Origin of the sequence: Actinotalea sp. Marseille-Q4924 (assembly GCF_916618755.1) — a bacterium.
Taxonomy (GTDB): domain Bacteria; phylum Actinomycetota; class Actinomycetes; order Actinomycetales; family Cellulomonadaceae; genus Actinotalea.
The window spans coordinates 366,043-388,729 of sequence record NZ_CAKAKB010000002.1; the positions used below are offsets into that span (position 1 = coordinate 366,043).

General features: G+C 75.1%; 20 protein-coding genes. 13 read left to right on the plus strand and 7 right to left on the minus strand.

The window, feature by feature from the left end; translation table 11 throughout:
- Positions 1-66 precede the first annotated feature (66 nt).
- The 4 genes from LG379_RS05930 to LG379_RS05945 are packed head-to-tail and all read left to right on the plus strand — an operon-like array spanning position 67 to position 2,452.
- Complete coding sequence (locus tag LG379_RS05930) at positions 67-429, plus strand: DUF3499 domain-containing protein (protein ID WP_225753664.1); 363 nt, start codon at positions 67-69, stop codon at positions 427-429.
- A 2-nt stretch (positions 430-431) separates the two neighbouring features.
- Entirely contained in the window at positions 432-680 is a 249-nt protein-coding gene (locus tag LG379_RS05935; RefSeq protein ID WP_225753665.1) for a hypothetical protein, read from the plus strand.
- 57 nt (positions 681-737) lie between these two features.
- Positions 738-2,243, plus strand: coding sequence for a phosphomannomutase/phosphoglucomutase (locus tag LG379_RS05940; protein ID WP_225753666.1), 1,506 nt, complete (start codon positions 738-740; stop codon positions 2,241-2,243).
- A gap of 20 nt (positions 2,244-2,263) precedes the next feature.
- The gene (locus tag LG379_RS05945) at positions 2,264-2,452 is read left to right on the plus strand and encodes a Trm112 family protein (RefSeq protein ID WP_225753805.1); all 189 of its coding nucleotides are present in this window, start codon (positions 2,264-2,266) and stop codon (positions 2,450-2,452) included.
- A gap of 49 nt (positions 2,453-2,501) precedes the next feature.
- Here LG379_RS05945 and LG379_RS05950 read toward each other — a convergent pair whose 3' ends face one another.
- On the minus strand, positions 2,502-3,320 hold the full coding sequence (locus LG379_RS05950) for an RDD family protein (protein WP_225753667.1): 819 nt from the start codon (positions 3,318-3,320) through the stop codon (positions 2,502-2,504).
- Between the two features lie 74 nt (positions 3,321-3,394).
- On the opposite strand from LG379_RS05950, the gene LG379_RS05955 reads away from it, so the two are divergent.
- Positions 3,395-4,393 carry a stage II sporulation protein M gene (locus LG379_RS05955; protein WP_225753668.1) on the plus strand — a complete coding sequence of 333 codons (999 nt, stop codon included), beginning with the start codon at positions 3,395-3,397 and terminating at the stop codon, positions 4,391-4,393.
- A 10-nt stretch (positions 4,394-4,403) separates the two neighbouring features.
- On the opposite strand, the gene LG379_RS05960 is transcribed toward LG379_RS05955, so the two are convergent.
- The 6 genes from LG379_RS05960 to LG379_RS05985 are packed head-to-tail and all read right to left on the minus strand — an operon-like array spanning position 4,404 to position 10,999.
- Positions 4,404-5,231, minus strand: a complete 828-nt coding sequence (locus tag LG379_RS05960) for a hypothetical protein (protein ID WP_225753669.1) — start codon at positions 5,229-5,231, stop codon at positions 4,404-4,406.
- Between the two features lie 35 nt (positions 5,232-5,266).
- Positions 5,267-6,559: a DUF58 domain-containing protein gene (locus LG379_RS05965; RefSeq protein ID WP_225753670.1), complete on the minus strand. Its 1,293-nt coding sequence runs from the start codon at positions 6,557-6,559 to the stop codon at positions 5,267-5,269.
- A gap of 3 nt (positions 6,560-6,562) precedes the next feature.
- Positions 6,563-7,720, minus strand: a complete 1,158-nt coding sequence (locus tag LG379_RS05970; protein WP_255632891.1) for a MoxR family ATPase — start codon at positions 7,718-7,720, stop codon at positions 6,563-6,565.
- Complete coding sequence (locus LG379_RS05975) at positions 7,717-8,991, minus strand: DUF4350 domain-containing protein (RefSeq protein ID WP_225753671.1); 1,275 nt, start codon at positions 8,989-8,991, stop codon at positions 7,717-7,719. Before LG379_RS05975 ends, LG379_RS05970 begins: the two co-directional genes overlap by 4 nt.
- Positions 8,988-9,653 carry a DUF4129 domain-containing protein gene (locus LG379_RS05980; protein WP_225753672.1) on the minus strand — a complete coding sequence of 222 codons (666 nt, stop codon included), beginning with the start codon at positions 9,651-9,653 and terminating at the stop codon, positions 8,988-8,990. The genes LG379_RS05975 and LG379_RS05980 overlap by 4 nt, the downstream gene beginning before the upstream one ends.
- Positions 9,650-10,999, minus strand: a complete 1,350-nt coding sequence (locus LG379_RS05985; RefSeq protein ID WP_225753673.1) for a proline-rich domain-containing protein — start codon at positions 10,997-10,999, stop codon at positions 9,650-9,652. Before LG379_RS05985 ends, LG379_RS05980 begins: the two co-directional genes overlap by 4 nt.
- A gap of 277 nt (positions 11,000-11,276) precedes the next feature.
- On the opposite strand from LG379_RS05985, the gene mtrA reads away from it, so the two are divergent.
- The 8 genes from mtrA to secA all read left to right on the plus strand — a co-directional run bounded on the left by mtrA (position 11,277) and on the right by secA (position 22,620).
- Positions 11,277-11,960, plus strand: a complete 684-nt coding sequence (gene mtrA / locus LG379_RS05990) for an MtrAB system response regulator MtrA (protein WP_225753674.1) — start codon at positions 11,277-11,279, stop codon at positions 11,958-11,960.
- A 25-nt stretch (positions 11,961-11,985) separates the two neighbouring features.
- Positions 11,986-13,725: an MtrAB system histidine kinase MtrB gene (gene mtrB / locus LG379_RS05995; protein WP_370634445.1), complete on the plus strand. Its 1,740-nt coding sequence runs from the start codon at positions 11,986-11,988 to the stop codon at positions 13,723-13,725.
- Positions 13,725-15,443, plus strand: a complete 1,719-nt coding sequence (locus LG379_RS06000; protein ID WP_225753675.1) for an LpqB family beta-propeller domain-containing protein — start codon at positions 13,725-13,727, stop codon at positions 15,441-15,443. The genes mtrB and LG379_RS06000 overlap by 1 nt, the downstream gene beginning before the upstream one ends.
- Before the next feature lie 62 nt (positions 15,444-15,505).
- Complete coding sequence (locus LG379_RS06005) at positions 15,506-16,312, plus strand: ComF family protein (RefSeq protein ID WP_225753676.1); 807 nt, start codon at positions 15,506-15,508, stop codon at positions 16,310-16,312.
- A gap of 218 nt (positions 16,313-16,530) precedes the next feature.
- Positions 16,531-17,181: a ribosome hibernation-promoting factor, HPF/YfiA family gene (gene hpf, locus LG379_RS06010; protein ID WP_225753677.1), complete on the plus strand. Its 651-nt coding sequence runs from the start codon at positions 16,531-16,533 to the stop codon at positions 17,179-17,181.
- A gap of 127 nt (positions 17,182-17,308) precedes the next feature.
- Positions 17,309-18,559 carry a winged helix-turn-helix domain-containing protein gene (locus LG379_RS06015; RefSeq protein ID WP_225753678.1) on the plus strand — a complete coding sequence of 417 codons (1,251 nt, stop codon included), beginning with the start codon at positions 17,309-17,311 and terminating at the stop codon, positions 18,557-18,559.
- Entirely contained in the window at positions 18,556-19,503 is a 948-nt protein-coding gene (locus tag LG379_RS06020; RefSeq protein WP_225753679.1) for an EamA family transporter, read from the plus strand. Before LG379_RS06015 ends, LG379_RS06020 begins: the two co-directional genes overlap by 4 nt.
- 150 nt (positions 19,504-19,653) lie before the next feature.
- Positions 19,654-22,620, plus strand: a complete 2,967-nt coding sequence (gene secA, locus LG379_RS06025) for a preprotein translocase subunit SecA (RefSeq protein ID WP_225753680.1) — start codon at positions 19,654-19,656, stop codon at positions 22,618-22,620.
- The last annotated feature ends 67 nt before the right edge of the window (positions 22,621-22,687 follow it).

Below are 22,687 nucleotides of genomic sequence, written 5' to 3' on the forward strand. Positions count from 1 at the left end.
GCTGCGCCGGGCGGGGTGGCGGCGTGGTGCCCAGGTCGTGTCGGAGACCCCGAGTACGCTCACGGGGTGAGGTCCGGACGGCAGTGCTCCCGGAGCGCCTGCGGGCGCCCGGCCGTGGCGACGTTGACGTACGTCTACTCCGACTCGACGGCGGTCCTGGGTCCCCTCGCCACGCTCGCGGAGCCCCACTCGTACGACCTGTGCAGCGAGCACGCGGGCCGGCTCACCGCGCCCCGCGGCTGGGAGGTCGTGCGGCTCACGCCCGAGTTCGTCCCGGTGGGCCCGAGCCCCGACGACCTCGTAGCCTTGGCGGACGCGGTGCGCGAGGCCGGCCGTCCGCGGCCGCCCGTGGCACCGCTGCCCGAGCCGGCCCAGCCCGAGGTGGCTCGACGGGGGCATCTGCGGGTGCTGCGCGGTGAGGGGAGCTGAGGATGGTTTCAGCAGGGGGACGCAACGGCGGCGACGTCGACGGAGCTGCGATGCCGGACGGTCCGGTGAGCTGCACCGGCTGCCGCGGCGGCGCCCTGACCCGCCTTCCCATGGTGCTCACGGACGGCACCGAGGTCGTCTTCGTCTCGTGCCACTCCTGCGAGCGGCGCGAGTGGTTCCAGCCCGCCGTGCACGGCTGGGAGCAGATCCCGATCGACTCGGTGCTGCGGCGGTCGACGAAGTACCGCTGAGGCGCCTTCTCACGGCTGGTTCCGCGCGCACGGCGTGGGCTCCCTAGACTGCCCGACGTGACGTCACCCGATGCTGCCGCCCCTGCCACGCCCTCCTCGCCGCTGCCGGACCTGTCGGGCCTGATCAAGGCCTACGACGTGCGAGGCGTGGTGCCCGAGCCGTTCAGCCCGCAGGTCGCCGAGGCGATCGGGGCTGCGTTCGCCGACGTCGTGGTCGCGGGCTCGGAGCGGCGGTCGGTCGTCATCGGTCAGGACATGCGGCCGTCGGGGGACGAGCTCGTCGGGGCCTTCGCCGCCGGCCTGACGGCCCGAGGCGTCGACGTCATCCGGATCGGGCTGTGCTCCACCGACGGTCTCTACCACGCCTCCGGCGTGCTCGACCTGCCGGGGGCGATGTTCACGGCGAGCCACAACCCCGCGGAGTACAACGGCATCAAGATGTGCCACCCGGGCGCCCGGCCCGTGGGGGAGTCGTCCGGCCTGGCGGACGTCCGCGATCTCGCGGCCCGGTACCTCGGCGAGGGGTTGCCCGAGCCTGTCGCGACGCCCGGGGCGGTCACCGAGCGCGAGATGCTGGCCGAGTACGCCGCGTTCCTGCGGGGCCTGGTGGACCTGTCGGGCGTCCGACCGCTGAAGGTCGTCGTCGACGCCGGGAACGGCATGGCGGGGCTCACCGCGCCGGCCGTCCTCGGCACGGAGGCCGGGCTGCCGGCGCTGCCGCTGGAGATCGTTCCGCTGTACTTCGAGCTCGACGGCTCGTTCCCGAACCACGAGGCCAACCCGCTGGAGCCGGAGAACCTCCGGGACCTGCAGGCGGCGGTCCTCGCGCACGGGGCGGACGTCGGTCTGGCGTTCGACGGCGACGCCGACCGCTGCTTCGTCGTCGACGAGAACGGTGCGCCGGTCTCGCCGTCGGCGGTGACCGCGCTCGTCGGGCTGCGGGAGGTCGCGCGCGAGCTCGAGGCGGGCCGCACCCCCACGGTGATCCACAACCTCATCACCTCGGCCGTGGTGCCGGACCTGCTGCGCTCCGCCGGTGCCCGGACGGTGCGGACACGGGTGGGCCACTCCTTCATCAAGGCGGAGATGGCGCAGCACGACGCGGTGTTCGGCGGCGAGCACAGCGCCCACTACTACTTCCGCGACTTCTTCTTCGCGGACACGGGCATGCTCGCGGCGATGCACGTCCTCGCGGCGCTCGGCGAGACCCGCGGGGCCCACGCCGCACCGGCCACGATGTCCGGGCTCGCGGAGGCCTTCCAGCCGTACGTCGCCAGCGGTGAGATCAACTCCCGCGTGGCGGACGTCGCGGCGGCCCGGGCGCGGGTGGTCGAGGCCTACGTCACGCAGCAGGGTGCCGGACCGGTCGACGTGGACGAGCTGGACGGCCTCACCGTCTCCCACTGGGACTCCCACCCCCGGTGGTGGTTCAACCTGCGCGCCTCCAACACCGAGCCGCTCCTGCGTCTCAACGTCGAGGCGGCCGACGAGGACGTCATGGTCAAGGTCCGAGACGACGTGCTCGGACTCGTCCGCGCGGCGGCGGGCGGGGGTGCGTCGTGAGCGGCGCCGAGGAGCAGCCGATGGAGGGCTGGGTGCGCGAGATCCTGCGGTGCCCCGGCTGCGGCTCGCCGCTGCGGGACGGTCGCCGACCCGACGGGGAGCCCGAGCTCGTGTGCACCGGCGAGACGTGCGCGCTGGCGTACCCGGTCCGGGACGGCATCCCCGTGCTGCTGGTGGACGAGGCCTACCCCTCCGGCGGGACGGTCTGACCACCACGCCGCCCGGACCGTCCGACGGCGGTCACGCTCGGTCTGCTGCCTAGTCGCGCGGGTCCGGAACGGCGTGCGGCAACCGGTGCAGCAACGCCGCCTCGGTCCGCGCCGCCTCGGCCGCCTGCACGGCGCGGGCGTACTCCCGGTCACGACGCTCGGCGAGCACCGCGGCGATGAAGCGCTCCGGGTGGGTGCCGGGAGGCGGGCCGGGCGCGACGTAGCCCTCCACCTCGGCGGCCAGGCGGAGCCCGAGGGCGGACCGTGAGCCGGGGTTGAGCGTCATCGCGCGGCCCAGGAACTGGCGCGTCGACAGCGCCAGACCGTCCGGCAGGCGGCGGATGTCCGTGCCCGCCGCCCACGCCGCCAGCTCGGGCGGCATCTGCACCGGCGGGAGCGCCCGCTGACCACCGCGCACCCGGACGGCGTACGTCCCGGCCAGCAGGTCTCCCACGCGCTTGCCCTGCGGGTGGACCAGCGAGGTGAGGAGCGCCACCGACCCGGCGGTCAGCCAGATCTCCCCGACGCCGACGAGCGCCCGGAGGACGGCGTGGCGGAACCTGACGGGTCCGCCGTCGTCGCGCACGATCCGGATGCCGACCACCAGCTTGCCGACGGAGCGCCCGCGCGTCAGGGTCTCCACCGCCGTCGGCAGCGCCACGAGCACGACGACGACGAGCGCGATCCCCAGTGCCGCCAGCATCGCGGGGTCGAGGTCGCCGGCGACGGCCGGCACCACGAGCGCCAGCACCAGGGCGACGAGAGCCTGCACCGCCACGTCGATGAGAGCACCGAGAGCGCGCGTGGCGAACGACGCCGGCCGGGCGTCGAGCACGACGCCCTCGCCGATGAGGATCTCCTCCGACACCCCGCACCCCTCCGCTCTCCGGCGGACCTGTGCGCCCGGCCGGGCCGCCGCGCGACTGTGGCAGGCTACCGGGCGTGGACCTGGACGCCTTCTCCGCCGTGCATGCGGCGTCCTGGCAGCGCCTGGACCGGCTCAGCAAGCAGCGGCGGCTCAGCGGGGCGGAGAGCGACGAGCTCGTCGCGCTCTACCAGCAGGTCGCGACGCACCTGTCCGCGGTGCGGTCGGCCGCACCGGACCCGGCCGTGGTCTCCCACCTGTCGGACCTGCTCGCCCGGTCCCGGGCCGCGATCGCCGGTGCGCACGACCCGTCCTGGAGCGACGTCGCCCGGTTCTTCGTCGTGACCCTCCCCGCCGCCCTGTACCGGGTGCGCTGGTGGACCCTCGCCGTGACGGCGGCCTGCTGCGTCGTGGCGACCGTGGCGGGGTTCACGATGTACAACGACCCCGGGGCGCAGGCGGCCTTCGGGACACCGGCCGAGCTGCGTCTGTACGCCGAGCAGCAGTTCGCCTCGTACTACACCCAGTACGACGGCAGCAGCTTCGCGGCACAGGTCTGGACGAACAACGCGTGGATCGCCGCGCAGTGCGTCGCCTTCGGCATCTCGGGGATCTGGCCGGCCTACGTCCTCCTCGCGAACGCGGCGAACGTCGGGGCGGCGGGCGGGGTCATGGCGCTGCACGGCGGCCTCGACGTCTTCTTCCAGCTCATCCTCCCGCACGGCCTCATGGAGCTCACCGCGATCTTCGTCGCCGGCGGGGCGGGGCTGAAGCTCTTCTGGACGCTCGTCGACCCCGGCGGTCGGCCGCGGACCCGGGCGATCGCCGAGGAGGGGCGCTCGCTCATCACGGTCGCCCTCGGTCTCGTCGTCGTCCTGGGGGTCTCAGGCCTCGTCGAGGGCTTCGTGACGCCGTCGACCGTCCTGCCGTGGTGGTTGAAGATCGTCATCGGTGCCCTCGTGCTGGCAGCGTTCTGGGTCTACGTCCTCACGCTCGGCCGACGAGCGGCCCGCGCCGGCGAGACCGGGGACCTGGGGCTGGGGGATCGCGGCGACGTGCTGCCGACGGCGGCCTGACCCGGGCCCGTCAGCGGCGCACGGTCCGCGGGGCGGCGCCGACCGGGGGCTCCCGGTGCTCACGGCGCGCCCGCACCGCCAGGGCCGTCCCGGTGAGCAGGAGTGCTGCACCCACGGCCCACGGCACGACCGATCGCAGGGTGCCGGGCCGGCCGTCCTCGTCCGCGGACGCGCCCGCACCGCCGCCGGCCATGCCCTCCCCGTCGCCGTCCTGCGCGTCAGCCAGCACGGCCTCCCAGCGGGCGCTCCGTTCAGACTGGAACTCCTCGAGGGTCACGGGTCCCGTGGGCGCGTCGCCCACGCGCTCCGGGAGGACCGCGCTGACGGTCCCGTCGGGACGCAGGACGAGCCACTCGCCCTCGTCGGTGACGAGGCGGTCCTCCGGTGCCAGCTCGCGGAGGGCCTGCCCGAGCTCGGCGTCGTCGTCCCAGCCGGCGAGCACGACCCGGCCCTCGTCGGGGTCGCGCCAGGCGGTGCGCGTGCCGCCCTCGGTGGCGGCGACCCACTGGTCCGCGCTCTCCAGGGGGTCGTCCAGCGCGGACGCCTCACCGCGCAGGAACGCGGTGGTCCACATCCACACCTCGTGGGCGTCCGTGGTCCCGAGGGCGTCGCGCACCTCCTCCGCCTCCGGTGCGGTCCGGGGTGCGGACCCAGCAGGGGCCTGCGACGCCGGCCCCTGCGACGGCGTGCTCTGGGACGCCGTCTGCCCGGGCGCGGCGAGCGCCGCGAGCGGGACGGCGAGCGTCGCGACCAGCGCGATGGCGACGACGAGCGCGAGGGTCCGGGTGCGCCGACGTCGGCGCTCGGCGGGGGATAGACGACGGGGCGGTGCTGCCATGGCGTCGAGGGTGCCACAGCCGAGCGGCACGTCGGTCAGAGCCGTCCCGCGGCCTTGAGCGCCAGGTACGTGTCCGCCAGGCGCGGGGCGAGGTCGTCGGGCAGGGCGTCGACGACCTCCACACCGCGCTGGCGCAGCCGCACGCTGACGGCGGCGCGCTCCAGCTCCGTCCGTTCCGCGGCCGCCGCGTCGTAGACCTCGTCCGACCGCCCGCGGCGGGAGCGCAGCGCGGCGACCTCCGGGTCCGCGACGGATGCCAGCACGACGGTGTGGTCCTGGGCGAGGGGCCCGACGACGGGCAGGACACCGCTCTCCACCGCGGCCGGCTCCAGCGACGTCAGCAGGACCACGAGGGCCCGCTGCGACAGGCGCTGCCGCACGGTGCCGACGACCCCGGGCCAGTCAGCCTCCACCAGGGACGGGTCGAGCGGCGCGAGCGCCTCCGCCAGCGCCGGCAGCAGGCGCGGGCCGTGGGCCCCGGCGACCTGCGCCCGGACCCGCCGGTCGTACGCGACGAGGTCGACGCGGTCCCCGGCGCGCGAGGCCAGCGCGGACAGCAGCAGCGCCGCCTCCATCGAGGCGTCGATGCGGGGGAGGTCCCCGATGCGCGCGGCCGACGTCCGGGAGGTGTCCAGGACGATGAGCACCCGGCGGTCCCGCTCGGGGCGCCACGTCCGCACCACGACCTCGGAGCGGCGTGCCGTGGCGCGCCAGTCGATGGAGCGCACGTCGTCGCCGATGACGTACTCGCGCAGCGAGTCGAACTCGGTCCCGCCCCCGCGCACCTGGACCGCCGTGCGCCCGTCCATCTCGCGCAGGCGCGCCAGGCGGCTCGGCAGGTGACGGCGGGACGCGAACTCGGGCAGGACGCGGAGCCGGCCCGGTACGGGGATCGAGGCCTGACGGGCGGCCACGCGCAGCGGCCCGAAGGACCGCACCGTGACCCGGTCCGCCAGCCGGTCACCGCGCCGGGTCGGTCGCAGCGGCGTGACGACCCGACGCGACTCGCCGGGCGGCACGGCCACGTCGTGGCGGTTCGCCTCGGCCCCTGCCGACGGCTGCCACGCGTCACGGACCGTCGCACGCAGGCGGCGGCGCGACCGGTTGGTCAGCACCAGGGTCGACCGGGTGGCCTCGGTGAGGCGCACGGACCGCGGGACGGAGCGGGAGAGCGCCACCTCGCGCGGCGAGGCGGCCAGCGCCAGGTCCACGACGCACACGACCACGACCAGCAGCGCCCACAGCAGCGCCGTCGCCGTCGCCGGGACGAGGGCGACCGGGACGAGGCCGAGGGCGGCCAGGGCGACCGCGCGCCAGGTGAGGGCCATGCGTCAGCGCGGGACCGGGACGGCCGCGAGCACCGTGTCGAGCACGCTCTCCGCGGTGACGCCCTCCAGCTCCGCCTCCGCGCGGAGCTGCACCCGGTGGCGCAGCGTCGGGTGGGCGAGCGCCTTGATGTCGTCGGGCGTGACGTACCCGCGCCCCGACAGCCACGCCCACGCGCGCGCCGTCGTGAGGAGCGCGGTCGCGCCACGGGGGGAGACACCGAGCGACAGCGAGGGCGACTGCCGCGTCGCGCGCACGAGGTCCACGGCGTAGCCGAGCACCTCCGGCGCCACCTGGACCCGGGCGACCTCGGCCCGGGCGCGATCCAGCTGTGCCGAGTCGGTCACCGGCCGCACGCCGGCGCCGGCCAGGTCGCGCGGGTCGAACCCGCCGGCGTGCCGGCGCAGCACCTCGATCTCCTGGTCGCGCTCGGGGAGCGGGAGGGTGAGCTTGAGCAGGAAGCGGTCGAGCTGCGCCTCCGGCAGCGGGTACGTGCCCTCGTACTCGACGGGGTTCTGCGTGGCGATGACGAGGAACGGGTCCGGCAGCGGCCGCGGCTGGCCGTCGACCGACACCTGCCGCTCCTCCATGGCCTCCAGCAGCGAGGCCTGCGTCTTGGGCGGCGTGCGGTTGATCTCGTCCGCGAGGAGGAGGTTCGTGAACACCGGGCCCTCGCGGAACGAGAACTGCGCCGTGCGTGCGTCGTACACGAGCGAGCCCGTCACGTCACCGGGCATGAGATCGGGCGTGAACTGCACGCGCTTCGTGTCGAGCTGCAGCGCTGCGCTGAGCGTCCGGACGAGGAGGGTCTTCGCCACGCCGGGCACGCCCTCGAGGAGCACGTGACCCCGGCACAGCAGCGCGATCACGAGGCCGGTGACGGCCGCGTCCTGCCCGACGACCGCCTTGGCGACCTCCGTGCGCAGCGCCGCGAGGCCGTCCCTCAGCTCCCGGGACGGCGTGAAGCCGTGAGCGGGGGAGTGGACGGCGCTGCCGTGCGCGCCCGACGCGTGCTCGGCCGGGCGGTCGCCGGACGGCGCCCCGTACGAGGTCTGCTGGTGCGCCGGCGGCCCGTCGGGCCTGTGCTCGGACGGCCGCCCGTCGGGCCTGTGCTCGGACGGCCGCCCGTCGGGCCGGGTCTGGTTCCAGGTGGGGTCGGTCACGTGCGGTGAACCTCGCTCTCGAGCTCGTCCAGCTGACGCGCGAGCCGCAGGAGCCCGTCGTCGTCGGTCGGTGGCGGTCCGTACAACAGGTCGGCGACGTGCTGGGCGGGGCGTCCGGTGGCGCGCGCGACGGCGTCCACGAGGGGCGGCGCCCCGGCGGACCGGGGCAGGCCGAGCCGCGCGGCGCAGCGGCGTGCCGCACCCGCGCGCAGGGCCGCGGCGGCGTGCCCGCGCGAGCGCGCCCGGCGGTAGAGGCGGCCGCGTCCGACGGTCGTCTCGGCGGCGCGGACGACGACGGGCAGCGGCTCGGTGACCACCGGCCCGAGGGAGCGCCCACGCCACACGGCGACGGCGAGCAGCACCACGAGCAGCTGGAGGCCGACCGGACCGGCCCAGGCGGGCAGCAGCTCCGACAGGGACGGCGGGGTCCCGGTACCCGGACCCGTCTCACCGGTGTCCGTGATGCTCGGCGTGTACCAGACGAGCGTCTCGTCCGCACCGAGGGTCCGCAGCACGAGCGCGGCGTTCCCCCCCTCGTCCAGCCGGTCGTTCGTCATCGTCGAGGAGTCGCCCAGCACGGTGACGCGGCCCCGGCCGTCCGCCGCGGGCGCCGTCCCCCACGCGCCCGTGCCCCCCGGACCGAGCCAGCAGACGACGGCGCGGTCGTCCTGCGCGACGACCCCGTCGTCCCCCTGCACGTCCAGCGGGCCGGCGGCGAGCGCCGTGGGGTCGTCGCAGCCGGGGGGCCGGGTGTCGGGTGCGTCCGGGACCGCGGAGGTCGTGAGCGCGCCGTCGGTGAGCTCCTCGACGTGCCACGAGACGTCCGGCTCGATGACGACGAGGTCGGCGCCGGTGCCGACGAGCTCCGCGAGCTGGCTGTCCGTGAGCAGCAGCGTCCCGACGACCAGCACGGTCGACCCGGGGCCGGCGAGCGCGGCGACGTCGGCCGTGGTCTCCGCCGTCTCGATGCGGACGCCCTGGTCCTCGAGGATGCGGGCGACCGCCCGCGAGCCGTTGTCCCCGGCGTTGCCGGGGGAGAACGGTGCCGTGTCCGACGTGGGCTCCAGCAGGGACGCGATGCCCGCGGCGCCGGCGGTGAGGCCGAGCACGGCGAGCGGCCACCGCGCGCGACTCCAGCGTGAGAGCGCCCGGCCGCGCGCCGTCGTCCCGTCGCCCATGACGCCGCCGGGCCCGGTGGACGACGGAGCGGTCGCGACCGTGCCGGAGCCGCGTGCCGGCGGGACGGGTGCCGCGGGGAGGACCGTGCTCATGCCGCCGCCTCCACCTGCGGCGGTCGGACCGGACGCTCGGCGGCGACCCGCCGGTCGAGGTCGCGCAGGCGCGCGTCGTCGGCGGCGTCGGCCTCGGCGTCGCCGTAGCAGACGTCGTCGAAGAGCCGGCCTGCGGCGACGAGGTCGGCGGCGCAGCCCGGCAGCAGGTCGCCGGCCTGCTGGGCGGCCTCGTGCGCGGTGCGCCCGGGCCGCTCGTCGAGCACGACCCGTTCCTCGAGCGCACGCAGGATCGCGCGGAAGCGGTCCAGGACGGCGCCGGACCAGTCACCCGCCGCCGCGAGCCCGTCGGCGGCGGCCCGCAGCTCGGCGGCCGTGCGGGTGTCGTCACCGAAGACGTCCACCGACGCCCGCCGGTCCCGCCGCGCGGCGCGCACGGGGCCGGCGACGACGAGCGCGACGACGAGCGCGACGACGACGCCCACCGTGACGACCAGCCCCGCGATGCGCGGGTCGACGTCGGTCGCGGTGCCCTGGAGGTCCGCGAACCGCTCACCGAGCCAGGTCAGCACCGTCTGCAGCAGGTTGGGCCGCTCCTGGTACACGGGGTCGCTCAGCTCGATCTCCGCCCAGCGGCGGGCCGTGTCCGCGTCGGGCTCGACCGGGACGTCACGCAGCACGCCCGCGACGGTCGGGACGGTCACGACCGACCGGCCCCCGTCCCGCCGGCGGCTCCTGCGGCGACCTCCGCGGCCCGGGCCAGCTCGACGTCCAGGCCCTCCCGCCGGATGCGCAGGTCGATGTAGAGCAGGGCGACGACGGCGGCGAGGAACACCGTCGAGATGGCCTGGACGAGGCCGGTGAGCAGCGTCGTGAGGAAGATGAACCCCGGGGAGGTCACGTCCGGCTGGGCGATGGCCGCGATGACGCTGACCGGGACGGACAGGACCTGGCCGACGAGTCCCACGATGACCGACGCGAGCAGGTAGATGCCGAGGACGCGCCAGAAGCTGCCTCGGGTCAGCCGCCAGGCCCTCTTCACGGTCGCGACGACGCCGTTGCCCTCGAGCACGAGAGCGGGCGGGAGCAGCAGCAGCCGCACGCCCACCCAGACGGCCACGACCACGCCGGCGGGCACCAGCAGGAGGCCGGCGGCGACCGCGAGACCGGGCTGGTCCGCGACCGCGAGACCGGTGATCGCGCCGAGGACGAGGGCGATGAGGATGCCGAGGGCGACCACCTGGAGGATCGCCAGGACGAGGAGCAGCATCGTGCGCCGCCAGTGCCGGTGCCACAGCTCCGCGACGGTGACGCGCTGGCCGATGACCGACCGGCTGACCGAGCCGGTGAGCAGTCCGGTGAGCACGGCGTTGCCGACGAGCAGCCACGGCACGAGACCGACGGTCGCCAGGGAGGCGGCGAACGAGTCCGTGAGGCCGAGCTGCCCGGTGGGGTCGATGTCCGTGGTCGTCCCGGCGACGCCGCGCGCGACCCAGGGGATCAGCGCCCACTGGGTCAGCCCGCCGAGCACGCTCATGACGAGGACGACGACGGCTGAGAACCCGAACATGACGCGCGGGTTCACCCGGATGGCCCGGAACGCGCCGTCGTAGATCTCGGTGAGGTTGAGCGGGCGCAGCGGGACGATGCCGGGCTGGACCGGCGGCGGACGGAACGGCCCGCCGTACTGCTGGCCTCCGTACTGGGGCGCTCCGTACTGCTGGCCTCCGTACTGGGGCGCTCCGTACTGCGGTGCTCCGTACTGCTGGGCCCCGTGCTGCGGGTTGCCGTACTGCGGCGCCCTGTACTGCGGCGCCCCGTACTGCGGCGCCGAGCCGTACGGCGTCGGACCGGTGCCGGGCTCCCCGGCCGGGTCCGTGCCGGGGGACTGCCCCTCCTCGGGGACCCAGGAGGTCCGGCCGTAGCCGACGGCTCCCGACGACGGCCACGTCGGCTCCCCCCACCCGGTCGGAGGCGCTGGGGGCGGTGGGGCGGCGCCGTCGTCCGGCCGGACGTCCTCGCGCCGCTCGGCGTCGCCGGTCCCGGTCACGGTTCCTCCCCTGGTGCCCCTGCTCGTCGGTGGCGGCCGCTCGTGCCGCGGCGCCCATCGTGCCACGACCGCCCCGACCAGCGGGTGCGTCCCCACCCGCCTCTCACCTGGGACTCCGGCGCACGAGCCCGACCGCGACCGACGGCTGCCCGGCGGCATCGTTCGGCGGTGCGCCGCTGCTCCGCACGGGTGGACCGGGCCGGGACGTGACGGGGGCGGCGGCGCGCCGCGAGGCCCGCGGGACGGCCCTGTCGGGCGGGGGTGACACGATGGGCGCATGAAGGGACGCATCCTCGTGGTCGACGACGACGTCGCGCTCGCCGAGATGATCGGCATCGTCCTGCGCTCGGAGGGGTTCGAGCCGCTGTTCTGCGACCACGGCGACGAGGCGCTCGCGGCGTTCCGTGCCGGGCAGCCGGACCTCGTGCTGCTGGACCTCATGCTGCCGGGCAAGGACGGCACGGAGATCTGCCGCCTCATCCGGGCGGAGTCCGGCGTGCCGATCGTCATGCTGACCGCCAAGAGCGACACGGTGGACGTCGTCCTGGGCCTGGAGTCCGGTGCGGACGACTACATCCCCAAGCCCTTCAAGCCCAAGGAGCTCATCGCACGGGTCCGGGCGCGGCTGCGCCGGACGGACGAGCCGACCCCGGAGCACCTCAGCATCGGCGACCTCGAGATCGACGTCACCGGCCACCGTGTCACGCGGGACGGCGTCGTCATCCCGCTCACGCCGCTGGAGTTCGACCTGCTGGTGGCCCTCGCGCGCAAGCCGTGGCAGGTCTTCACCCGCGAGGTCCTGCTGGAGCGCGTGTGGGGCTACCGCCACGCCGCCGACACGCGCCTGGTGAACGTCCACGTCCAGCGGCTGCGGTCCAAGATCGAGCACGACCCGGAGCGCCCCGAGATCGTCGTGACGGTGCGGGGTGTCGGGTACAAGGCGGGCACCGGCGGTCAGTGACGGTGGTGCTGTCGGGGTGGGTCCGGTGACCGGACCGGCGACGGAGACCGGTCCGACGGCCCGTCGCGGGCGGTCGTCGCGCCTCCTCGCCCTGCGGGTGCGTCGGGGTGCGCGGGAGGTGGTGCACCGCTTCCGGGCGTCCCTCCAGGTGCGGGTGATCACCTCGACACTGGTCGTCGGCATCCTCGCCGTGGCCGTCCTCGGCGGGTTCCTGTCCGACCGCATCCGGGACGGTCTGTACGAGCAGCGCGTGGCGCAGATCCTCGAGGAGACGGCGCGGTCGACCGAGGCCGCGCAGGCCACGTTCAGCGCCTCGACGGCGTCCACGGGCCCGGAGCTGCAGACGCTCTTCTACGACCTGGTCCCTGCCCTGGCCCTCGGTGGCTCGGGCGAGCGCGAGGTGTTCCTGCGGCGGTCACCCGGTGACATCCCGCCCCTGCTCGTGAACGACGTCTCCACCACGAACGAGGTCAGCCGCGCGGACCTCGGCGACCTCATCACCGAGGAGCTGCGCCGGGCCGTCCGTGACGCCCAGGCGCAGCAGTGGATGCCGGTCGCCATCCCGGTCGACGAGACCGGTGGCGTCGTGCCGGGCGTGCTGGTGGGCTCCGTCGTGGAGGTGCCGGCCGCCGGTCGCTACGAGCTGTACTACCTCTACGACGTCTCGGCCGAGCAGCAGACGCTCGACTTCGTGCAGCAGGTCCTCGGCGTCGCGGGTGTCGGCCTCGTGGCGCTGCTCGGTGGCATGACCTGGCTGGTGACGCGCCAGGCGGTCCGCCCGGTGCGCACGGCGGCCCGCGTCGCCGAGCGGCTCGCCGACGGGCACCTCACGGAGCGCATGCGGGTCAAGGGCGTCGACGAGATGGCGACCCTGGGCCGGTCCTTCAACGAGATGGCCGAGAGCCTGCAGGACCAGATCGTCCGTATGGAGGAGCTCTCGCACCTGCAGCGCCGCTTCGTCTCCGACGTCTCCCACGAGCTCCGCACGCCGCTGACCACGGTCCGCATGGCCGCCGAGGTGATCCACGCGTCGCGCGACGAGCTGGACCCCGCCGCGCGGCGCTCCGCCGAGCTCCTCACGACCCAGCTGGACCGCTTCGAGGCGCTGCTGGCCGACCTGCTGGAGATCAGCCGGTTCGACGCCGGCGCCGCCACCCTCGACGCCGAGCGCCGGGACCTTCGCGACGTCGTCACGGCCGCCGTCGAGCACGTGGTGGGGCTGGCGGAGCGCCGCGGCGTCTGGCTCAGCGTGGACCTGCCCGAGGAGGCCACCGTGGCCGACGTCGACCCGCGGCGCATCGAGCGGGTCCTGCGGAACCTCCTCGTCAACGCCGTCGAGCACGCCGACGGCCACCCGGTGGAGGTCCGACTCGCCGGGGACGCCCAGGCCGTGGCCGTCACCGTGCGGGACCACGGGGTGGGGATGACGCCGGAGGAGGTCGACCACGTGTTCGACCGCTTCTGGCGTGCCGACCCGGCCCGGGCCCGGACGACCGGCGGCACCGGGCTCGGCCTGGCGATCTCCATCGAGGACGCGCACCTGCACGGCGGCTGGCTCGAGGCCTGGGGGCGACCCGCGCGCGGCGCGTGCTTCCGGCTCACCGTGCCGCGGCGTGCCGGCATCACCCTCACCTCCTCGCCGCTGCCCCTCGTCCCGGACCCCGCGGTGCCGTCGCGCCAGGCGCAGCCGCCGGCCCCGCGGGAGGAACGTCCCCGGGAGCTCGACCCTGCCGCCCTGCCCGACCTCGACCGGTTGGAGGCGTGATGCGCGGTCCGTCCGTCCTGCGTGCTGATGCGCCGCCGTGCCGGCACAGGTCGGTCGTCGTCGCCGTCCTGCTCGCGGTGGTCACGGCCCTCGCCGGCTGCGCCGCGATCCCGACCGACGGCCCGATCGGCACCGGGGAGGTGGTCGTGCGGCAGCCCGGCGCGCCGGTGCCCCTGGCCATCGAGCCCGAGCCGGACGCCACGCCCGAGCAGATCATCGGTGGCTTCCTGCGCGCCGTCGACGCGGGGATCTTCGACGAGTTCGCCACGGCTCGGCAGTTCCTCACGTTCCAGGCGTCGGCGGGGTGGGACCCGCGGGCGCGGGCGGTCGTCTACCAGGGCGGCGGGCCCGACATCGTCCGGCAGGACGAGGACACCGTGCTCGTCACCGTGCCCGTCGCGGCGACGATCGACGGCGGCGGCCGGCTCGCGGAGGCGCCCCCGTCGACGCGGGAGGAGGTCGCGTTCGAGCTGACGCAGGGCGCGGAGGGTCAGTGGCGCATCTCCGCCCTGGAGGACGGCGTGCTGCTGTCGTCACCGACCTTCGAGCAGTTCTACCGTCGCACCCCCGTCTACTTCGCGACCACCGACCTGGAGTACCTCGTCCCGGACGTGCGCTGGTTCCCGACGCGCAACCAGGCCACGGCGGCGGTCGAGGCACTGCTGGCCGGGCCGTCGCCGTGGCTGCGCGACGCCGTCGTCACGGGCGTCCCGGACGGCGCGCGCCTGAGCACCACGGCGGTGACCGTCGAGCGCGGGACCGCCCTCGTGGACCTCAGCGTGGAGGCCCGGCTGGCGTCGGCGCCGGAGCGCGCCCTCCTGCAGGCGCAGCTGGACGCGACCCTGATGCGCCAGCAGGGCGTGCTGGTCAACGACGTCCAGATGCTCATCGCGGGTGTTCCGGTCGACCCGCCGGCGGTGCCCGACCTCGCCGTCGACCCGCCGCCGGGTGCAGGCCCGTACGTGCTCGTCGACGGCGTCCTGGGGCTGCTCGAGCGCGGCACGCTCGTCCCGGCCGAGGGCGTCGCGCCGCTGCCACCCGAGGCGAACAGCCCCGCCGTGCAATCGGGCGACGGTCTCGTCGTCGTCCGGCTCGGATCGTCGCAGGTCGCCGCGGTCCCCTCGGACGGGACGGCGCCCGTGCCGCTCCTCACCGGCACGTCGCTCGTGGCGCCCTCGGTCGACCGGTTCGGCTGGGCGTGGACGGCCGAACGGAGCTCGGCGGGACTGCTGCGCGCCGCGCGTGCCGACGGCACGACGGTGGACGTGGAGCTGCCGTGGCTGGCCGGCCGTACCGTGGTGGCGCTGGACGTCGCGGCCGACGGGGCACGCGTGGCGATCACCTCGACCGGGGCCGAGGGGGCGGCGGTCGACGTCGCCGGCATCGCGCGCATGGAGGACGGCACGCCCCGGCAGTCCGGTGAGCCGCTCCCGCTCGCCCCCGCGCTCGTCGAGGTCGGCGCGGTCGCGTGGGTGGACGAGGTCACGCTGGGCGTGCTCGGCCGGACGACGAGCCAGGCGGCGGCGACCGTGCACCTGCTCGAGGTCGGCGGGAGGACCTCGGCGCTGCCCCTGGTGGACGACGCCGTCGGTCTCGCGGCGGGTCGCGGCGAGCGTGGCCTGTACGTCCTGTCGGCCGACGGGGCCCTGCACGCGCGGCAGGGGCAGAGCTGGGCGGTCGTCGCCGAGGGCATCGACGGCGTCACCTTCCCCGGCTGAGGGCCGGCGCCCGGGCTGTGGACGGCGCCGTCCGGCCGCGTGCGGGGGGTGATGCTGGGCGGGTGACGGATCAGCGCGGCGTCCGCGACCGCCCCGGCCGACCGCCGTGGCGGCGGTCACCGGTCCGGGAGGCGCTCGTCGAGCTCGGTCGCGTGATCGTGCCGGAGCAGTGCCCCGGCTGCGGCGCGTGGGACGTCGCGCTCTGCGGCCCGTGCCTGCGGCACCTGCAGGGACAGGTACGTCGCGTGGAGGAGGCGGCGGCGCGGCTCGACGACGTCCGGCACGGTGCGCTGCCGGCCTGGGCCGTCGCGTCGTACACGGGCCCCGTGCGCGCCGCCGTCGTGGCGTGGAAGGACCGCGGCCGCGCCGACCTCGGCCCGATCCTCGGCGCCGAGGTCCGCAGGGCGGCCGCAGCGCTGGTCCCCACGCTGAAGGAGGTCACCGGGGGAGCGGAGCTGCTCGTCGTCCCCGTCCCCTCCACGGCCGCTGCGCGTCGCCGGCGCGGTGCCGACCTCGTCGGCGACCTCGCGTCCGCCGCGGCCGACGGGCTGCGGGCCGGGGGCCAGCGTGCCCGTGTCGACCACGCCCTCGCGCACCGGCGGCACGGTGTCCGGGACCAGGTCGGGCTGGGCGCGCGGGCCCGCGGCCGGAACACCGCGGCGACGTTCGGCCTCCGCGTGGCTCCCGCCGCGCCGGGCGGGCGGTGGTGCCTGCTGGTGGACGACGTCATCACGACGGGGAGCACGGTGTCCGCCTGCGCCGGCGTGCTGTCCGCAGCGGGCGCCCTCGTCGCGGGCGCGCTCCTCCTGGCCGCCACCCCGACGCCGGGACGGTCCGGTCACGAGGTGATCTTGTCCACCGGCGCGTGACTTCCTCGTTCCGTCCGGGAGGACTAACGTCGTTGCATGGAGCTGTTCCCCGTCGTCGACCACCTCCGGTCGAGGGGGACGTGGGCCCGAGCGGACCGCGCGACACCGGAGCAGCCGGACCTCCCCGGGAGGGGGTGGTGCCCGCCGATCGCCCCGTGAGGGCGTGCACCGCAGTTTCGTCGGGCGGCGTCCGAGCCGTCCCATCCCAGGAGGTCACCATGGAGATCGTCGTCATCGGCCGTCACACCGATGTGCCCGACCGCTTCCGCCGTCACGTCGAGGACAAGCTCGCGAAGGTGCAGCAGCTCTCCCCGCGCGCGCAGCGCGTGGACGTCGAGCTGACGCACGAGCGCAACCCCCGGCAGTCCGACGTGTCGGAGCGGATCGAGCTCACGGTGCGGGGGAAGGGCCCGGTCGTCCGGGCCGAGGCCAGTGCCGACGACCAGTACGCCGCCCTGGACATGGCCGCCACGAAGCTCATGGAGCGGCTGAGGCGGACGCGCGACCGGCACAAGGACCACCGGAAGAACAACGGCGTGAGCGTCCCCGACCCCCGGTCCGCCGAGGCCGTCGCCGACGGCGGGGCGCCGTCCGAGCCCACCGCCCCGGCGCCCGTCCCCACCGTCGACGGCGACGCGGTGGAGGCACCGTGGGGCGACTCGCCGGTGGTCATCCGGGAGAAGCTGCACCGCGCCGAGCCGATGACGCTCGACGACGCCCTGTACGAGATGGAGATGGTCGGTCACGACTTCTACCTCTTCATCGACGCCGAGACGGCCCTGCCGTCGGTGGCCTACCGGCGCCGCGGCTGGAGCTACGGCGTCATCCGGCTCGACGCGCCGGTCCGGTCGACGGTCGCGGCCGTCTGACCCGGGGCGCGTCCTGGGGCGGGACCAGGGCCCGCCCCGCGCCCGTGCCACGGCGATGAGGACGGGTGTCGGTGCGGGGCGCGAGGATGGGCCGGTGCCCTCCTCGCGCCCCGTCGCACGTCCCCGCATGCACCCTGCTCCGGCCGCCGAGCTGACCCTCGCCCAGGCGCGGCGCGTCGCCCTGCGGGCGCAGGGGCTGGACCGGCCACGGCCCGCCTGGCCCGCGGGGCGCCCGCACCTCGGCGACCTCCACCGGGTCGTCGACCGCCTGGGACTCCTGCAGATCGACTCGGTGAACGTGCTCGCGCGGGCGCACCTGGTCCCGCTCTTCTCCCGACTCGGTCCGTACGACACCGGCCTCCTGGACCGTGCGACGTCGCGGGCGCCGCGCCGGCTCGTCGAGACCTGGGCCCACGAGGCGTCCTTCGTGCCGCCCGAGACGTACCGGTTCCTCGCGTGGCGCCGCCGGGAGCACGCGCAGCAGGCCTGGGGCTCGATCCGGTCCGTCGCGCGGCAGCACCCGGAGGTCGTCGACGAGGTGCGTGCCCTCGTCAGGGACGCCGGGCCGGTCAGCGCCCGGGAGGCGCAGGCGGCCCTCGCCCACGACCACCCGCGCCCGCGGGACGACTGGGGATGGAACTGGAGCGTCACCAAGCGCGCGCTGGAGCTGTTGTTCTTCACCGGAGAGGTGGCTGTCGCCGCGCGCAACGGTGCCTTCGAGCGGTTGTACGACCTCACGGAGCGCGTCGTGCCCGCGCCGGTCCTGGCCCGGCCGGAACCGGACGACGCCGAGTGCTTCCGTGCGCTCGTCGAGATCGGTGCCCGCGCCCACGGGATCGGCACCGTCCGGTGCTTCGCCGACTACTTCCGTCTCCGGGGGCCCCGCGTCGGGCAGGCGGTCGCGGAGCTCGTCGAGGACGGAGTGCTGCTGCCCGTTCAGGTGCGGTCATGGGACCGGCGGGTCTACCTGCACCGCGACGCGTCCGTCCCGCGGGCGGCGACGGGGCGGGCCCTGCTGAGCCCGTTCGACCCGCTGATCTTCGAGCGGAGGCGACTGGAGGAGCTGTTCGGCACGCGGTACCGGATCGAGATCTACGTGCCCGCGGCGCAGCGCGTCCACGGCTACTACGTCCTCCCCCTCCTCCTGGGCGACGCGATCGCCGCCCGGGTCGACCTCCGGGCGGACCGCCGGGCGGGCGTCCTGGAGGTGCCCGGTGCCTACCTGGAGCCCGGTGCACCTGGGCACGCACCGGCCGAGCTGGTCGCCGAGCTGCGGCTCCTCGCGGGCTGGCTCGGACTGGACTCGGTGGTCGTGCCGGACGGCGCGCGCGGCGACCTGGCCGGCGTCCTGCGCCCCGTGCTCGGGACGGCGCCGTGACGGTCCCCCGACCGGGTGTCACCGAGCAGGGCGCACCCGCGCCCGGGGACGACGCCACGTCCGGACGCCGAGGCTTCCTCGCCGTCGTGGCGGGAGCCGTGCTGTGGGGGACCGGTGGGCTGGCCGGCAGCGCCCTCGCGGCTCAGGGCACGCCGATGGCGACCGTCGCGGCCTCCCGGCTGCTCGTCGGCGGCGGGGTGCTCGTGCTGGCGCTCCTGGCGCTCGGCCGCCTGCGCGACGTGCGGTGGCACCGCGTACTCGTGCGCCGCGTCCTCGTCACCGCGGTCCTCGCGGCGCTGTACCAGGGGTCGTACTTCGTCGCCGTGGGCCGGTCCTCGGTGAGTCTCGCGACGGTCGTCGCGCTCGGCGCCGCCCCGGTCCTCGTGGCGGCCGCGACCGCGGTGCTGGCGCGGCGGGCGCCGTCGGCTCGCACGGTGCTGGCCGTCGCGCTGGCCGTCGTCGGACTGGTCCTGCTCGTCGGGCTGTCCGGTGCGGGCGCCGAACCCGCGGCGGGGGCGGCGCTCGCCCTCGGTGCCGCCGCGGCGTTCGCGGCGCTCACGGTCGTCAACCGGACGCCCGTCACCGGACTCGACCCCGTGCTGCTCACCGCCCTGGGCTTCACCGGGGGCGGCCTGCTGCTCGTGCCGGTGGCGCTGCTCGCCGGCGGGCCGCTCGTGCCCACCGGGCCGACGGGGTGGTGGCTGGTGCTGTACCTGGGCGTCGTGCCGACGGCCCTCGCCTACGCCGCGTACTTCACGGGCCTGCGTACGGTCCCGGCGACGACGGCGTCCCTGGTCGCCCTGCTCGAGCCGCTCACCGCCGCGCTGCTGGCAGCCGCGCTCCTCGGGGAGCGGCTGGGGCTCGGTGGCGCCGTCGGCGGTCTGCTCCTCGCGGCGGCGACGGTGGTCGTCGCGCCGCGGCGCCGCGGTCGGGTGGTGGTGTGACCGCCTCGCGGCCACCTCGCCTACGATGGTCGCTGGTCTGTGTCGACCTCGTCGCCGAGCGTGTCCCGCTGTGCCGGGGGCATACGGCCGGCGGGGCCGCGCCACACGCGAACCCGCGTCCGCGGGGCCGCCGACGAGTCTGGAGAACGCGTGCCGTCGATCCTCGACAAGGTCCTGCGCATCGGCGAGGGCCGCACCCTCAAGAAGCTCGAGGGCGTTGCCGACCAGGTGAACGCCCTGGAGGAGCCGTTCCGCCAGCTCAGCGACGCCGAGCTGCGCGAGGAGACCGACCGCTTCAAGGCGCGGCTGGAGGACGGCGAGGCGCTCGACCGGCTCCTGCCCGAGGCCTTCGCCTCGGTCCGTGAGGCGGCCGGCCGCACCCTGGGCATGCGCCACTTCGACGTCCAGCTCATGGGCGGTGCCGCGCTGCACCTGGGGAACATCGCCGAGATGAAGACCGGTGAGGGCAAGACGCTCGTCGCGACGGCCCCCGCGTACCTCAACGCGCTCGCGGGCAAGGGCGTGCACGTCGTCACGGTCAACGACTACCTCGCCGGCTACCAGAGCGACCTCATGGGCCGGGTGTTCCGCTTCCTCGGCATGACGACCGGCTGCATCCTGTCGGGCCTGCGGCCCGAGGAGCGGCGGGCGCAGTACGCCGCCGACATCACCTACGGCACGAACAACGAGTTCGGCTTCGACTACCTGCGCGACAACATGGCGTGGCGCCCGGAGGAGCTCGTCCAGCGCGGCCACCACTTCGCGATCGTCGACGAGGTCGACTCCATCCTCATCGACGAGGCGCGGACGCCGCTCATCATCTCCGGGCCCGCCTCCGGCGACGCGAACAAGTGGTACGCGGAGTTCTCCAAGCTCGCCCTGCGCCTGAGGTCCGAGGTCGACTACGAGGTCGACGAGAAGAAGCGGACCGTCGGCGTGCTCGAGCCGGGCATCGCCCAGGTGGAGGACTACCTCGGCATCGAGAACCTCTACGAGTCCCTCAACACCCCGCTGATCGGCTTCCTCAACAACGCCATCAAGGCCAAGGAGCTGTTCAAGCGGGACAAGGACTACGTCGTCATCAACGGCGAGGTGCTCATCGTCGACGAGCACACCGGCCGCATGCTGCCGGGCCGTCGGTACAACGAGGGCATGCACCAGGCGATCGAGGCGAAGGAGGGCGTCGCGATCAAGGCGGAGAACCAGACGCTCGCCACGATCACGCTCCAGAACTTCTTCCGCCTCTACGAAAAGATCAGCGGGATGACGGGCACCGCCACGACGGAGGCCGCGGAGTTCCAGTCGACGTACGGCCTGGGCGTCGTGCCGATCCCGACGAACCGGCCGATGCAGCGCATGGATCAGAAGGACCTCGTCTACAAGAACGAGGAGGGGAAGTTCACCGCGGTCGTCGCCGACATCGTCGAGCGGCACGCCGCGGGGCAGCCCGTGCTGGTCGGTACCACGAGCGTGGAGAAGAGCGAGCTGCTCTCCCGGATGCTCAAGAAGCAGGGCGTCCCGCACGAGGTGCTCAACGCCAAGCAGCACGCACGCGAGGCGGCGATCGTCGCGCAGGCCGGGCGCAAGGGCTCCGTCACCGTCGCGACGAACATGGCCGGTCGCGGCACGGACATCATGCTCGGCGGCAACGCCGAGTTCATGGCCGTCGCCGACCTCGCGGGGCGTGGTCTGGACCCGGCGGAGCAGCCGGAGGAGTACGAGGCCGCCTGGCCGGACGCGCTGGAGAAGGCGAAGTCCGCGGTCGCGTCGGAGCACGAGGAGGTCGTGGCCCTCGGCGGCCTGTACGTCCTCGGGACGGAGCGGCACGAGTCCCGCCGCATCGACAACCAGCTCCGCGGACGATCCGGCCGCCAGGGCGACCCGGGGGAGTCGCGTTTTTACCTGTCCATGACCGACGACCTCATGCGCCTGTTCAACGCGGGCCTGGCCGAGTCGATGATGAGCCGCGCCGGGTTCCCCGACGACATGCCCCTCGAGAGCAAGATGGTCACCCGGGGCATCCAGAGCGCGCAGGCCCAGGTCGAGGCGCGCAACTTCGAGATCCGCAAGAACGTCCTCAAGTACGACGACGTGCTGTCGCGGCAGCGCTCCGTCATCTACGCGGAGCGCCGTCGCGTCCTGGAGGGGGAGGACCTGCACGAGCAGATCCAGCACTTCCTCACCGACGTCGTGACCGCCTACGTGGACACGGCCACGGCCGGCACGCCCGAGACGTGGGACCTCGACGGCCTGTGGACCTCGCTCAAGGCGGTGTTCCCCGTGTCCGTCGAGGCGGACGCGGTCGTGGAGGCCGCGGGCGGCGAGGCCCGGGTGTCCCGGCAGGACGTCCTGGACGCGGTGCTCGAGGACGCCCGGGCCGCGTACGCGGCACGCGAGGAGCAGCTCGGAGCGGACACGATGCGGCAGCTCGAGCGTCGGGTCGTCCTGTCGGTCCTGGACCGCAAGTGGCGCGAGCACCTCTACGAGATGGACTACCTCAAGGAGGGCATCGGGCTGCGCGCGATGGCCCAGCGCGACCCGCTGGTCGAGTACCAGCGCGAGGGCTTCCAGCTCTTCGCCGCCATGACCGAGGCGATCAAGGAGGAGTCCGTCACCTTCCTGTTCAACCTCGAGGTCAAGGTCGCCGAGACGCCCGAGGCCGCTACGGCCGACGGCGCCGCGGCGCCCGGGGCGACACCGGAGGCGACGGACGGTGAGCCTGTCGGCCGGTCCGGGACGGCCCCGGTGGGCGGCGCGTCGGCACCGGTCGCGTCGGGCACCCCGGCCGTGCCGGGTGCGCCCGCGGCCGCTGCTCCGACGTCCGCTGCGCCGAGGGCCGCTGCGCCGAGGGCCGCTGCGCCGAAGGCGGCTGCGCCGAAGGCTGCTGCGGCGGGGCCGGTGATCCTCGCGAAGGGCCTCGACGGCCCGGAGCGCCGGGTTCCCCTGCAGTACTCGGCACCCAGCGTGGACGGTGACGCGGGCGTCGTGCGCCGGGTCGAGCAGGCGGTGTCCGCCGACAAGGACGGCGAGACATACCCGGGCACCCCTCGCAACGCGCAGTGCCCGTGCGGGTCGGGCAAGAAGTACAAGGTCTGCCACGGCCAGAACGAGGCCTGAGCGTCCGTGCCACCACGTGGGGGCGGTCTCGTACGAGCCCGTCCCCACGTGAACGGACCAGCAGCGC

Coding starts and splice junctions, on each gene's coding strand:
- LG379_RS05935 (WP_225753665.1), top strand. CDS start 432: ATGGTTTCAGCAGGGGGACGCAACGGCGGCGACGTCGACGGAGCTGCG.
- LG379_RS05945 (WP_225753805.1), top strand. CDS start 2,264: ATGGAGGGCTGGGTGCGCGAGATCCTGCGGTGCCCCGGCTGCGGCTCG.
- LG379_RS05960 (WP_225753669.1), bottom strand. CDS start 5,231: ATGGCAGCACCGCCCCGTCGTCTATCCCCCGCCGAGCGCCGACGTCGG.
- LG379_RS05965 (WP_225753670.1), bottom strand. CDS start 6,559: ATGGCCCTCACCTGGCGCGCGGTCGCCCTGGCCGCCCTCGGCCTCGTC.
- LG379_RS05975 (WP_225753671.1), bottom strand. CDS start 8,991: ATGAGCACGGTCCTCCCCGCGGCACCCGTCCCGCCGGCACGCGGCTCC.
- mtrA (WP_225753674.1), top strand. CDS start 11,277: ATGAAGGGACGCATCCTCGTGGTCGACGACGACGTCGCGCTCGCCGAG.
- LG379_RS06000 (WP_225753675.1), top strand. CDS start 13,725: ATGCGCGGTCCGTCCGTCCTGCGTGCTGATGCGCCGCCGTGCCGGCAC.
- hpf (WP_225753677.1), top strand. CDS start 16,531: ATGGAGATCGTCGTCATCGGCCGTCACACCGATGTGCCCGACCGCTTC.
- LG379_RS06015 (WP_225753678.1), top strand. CDS start 17,309: ATGCACCCTGCTCCGGCCGCCGAGCTGACCCTCGCCCAGGCGCGGCGC.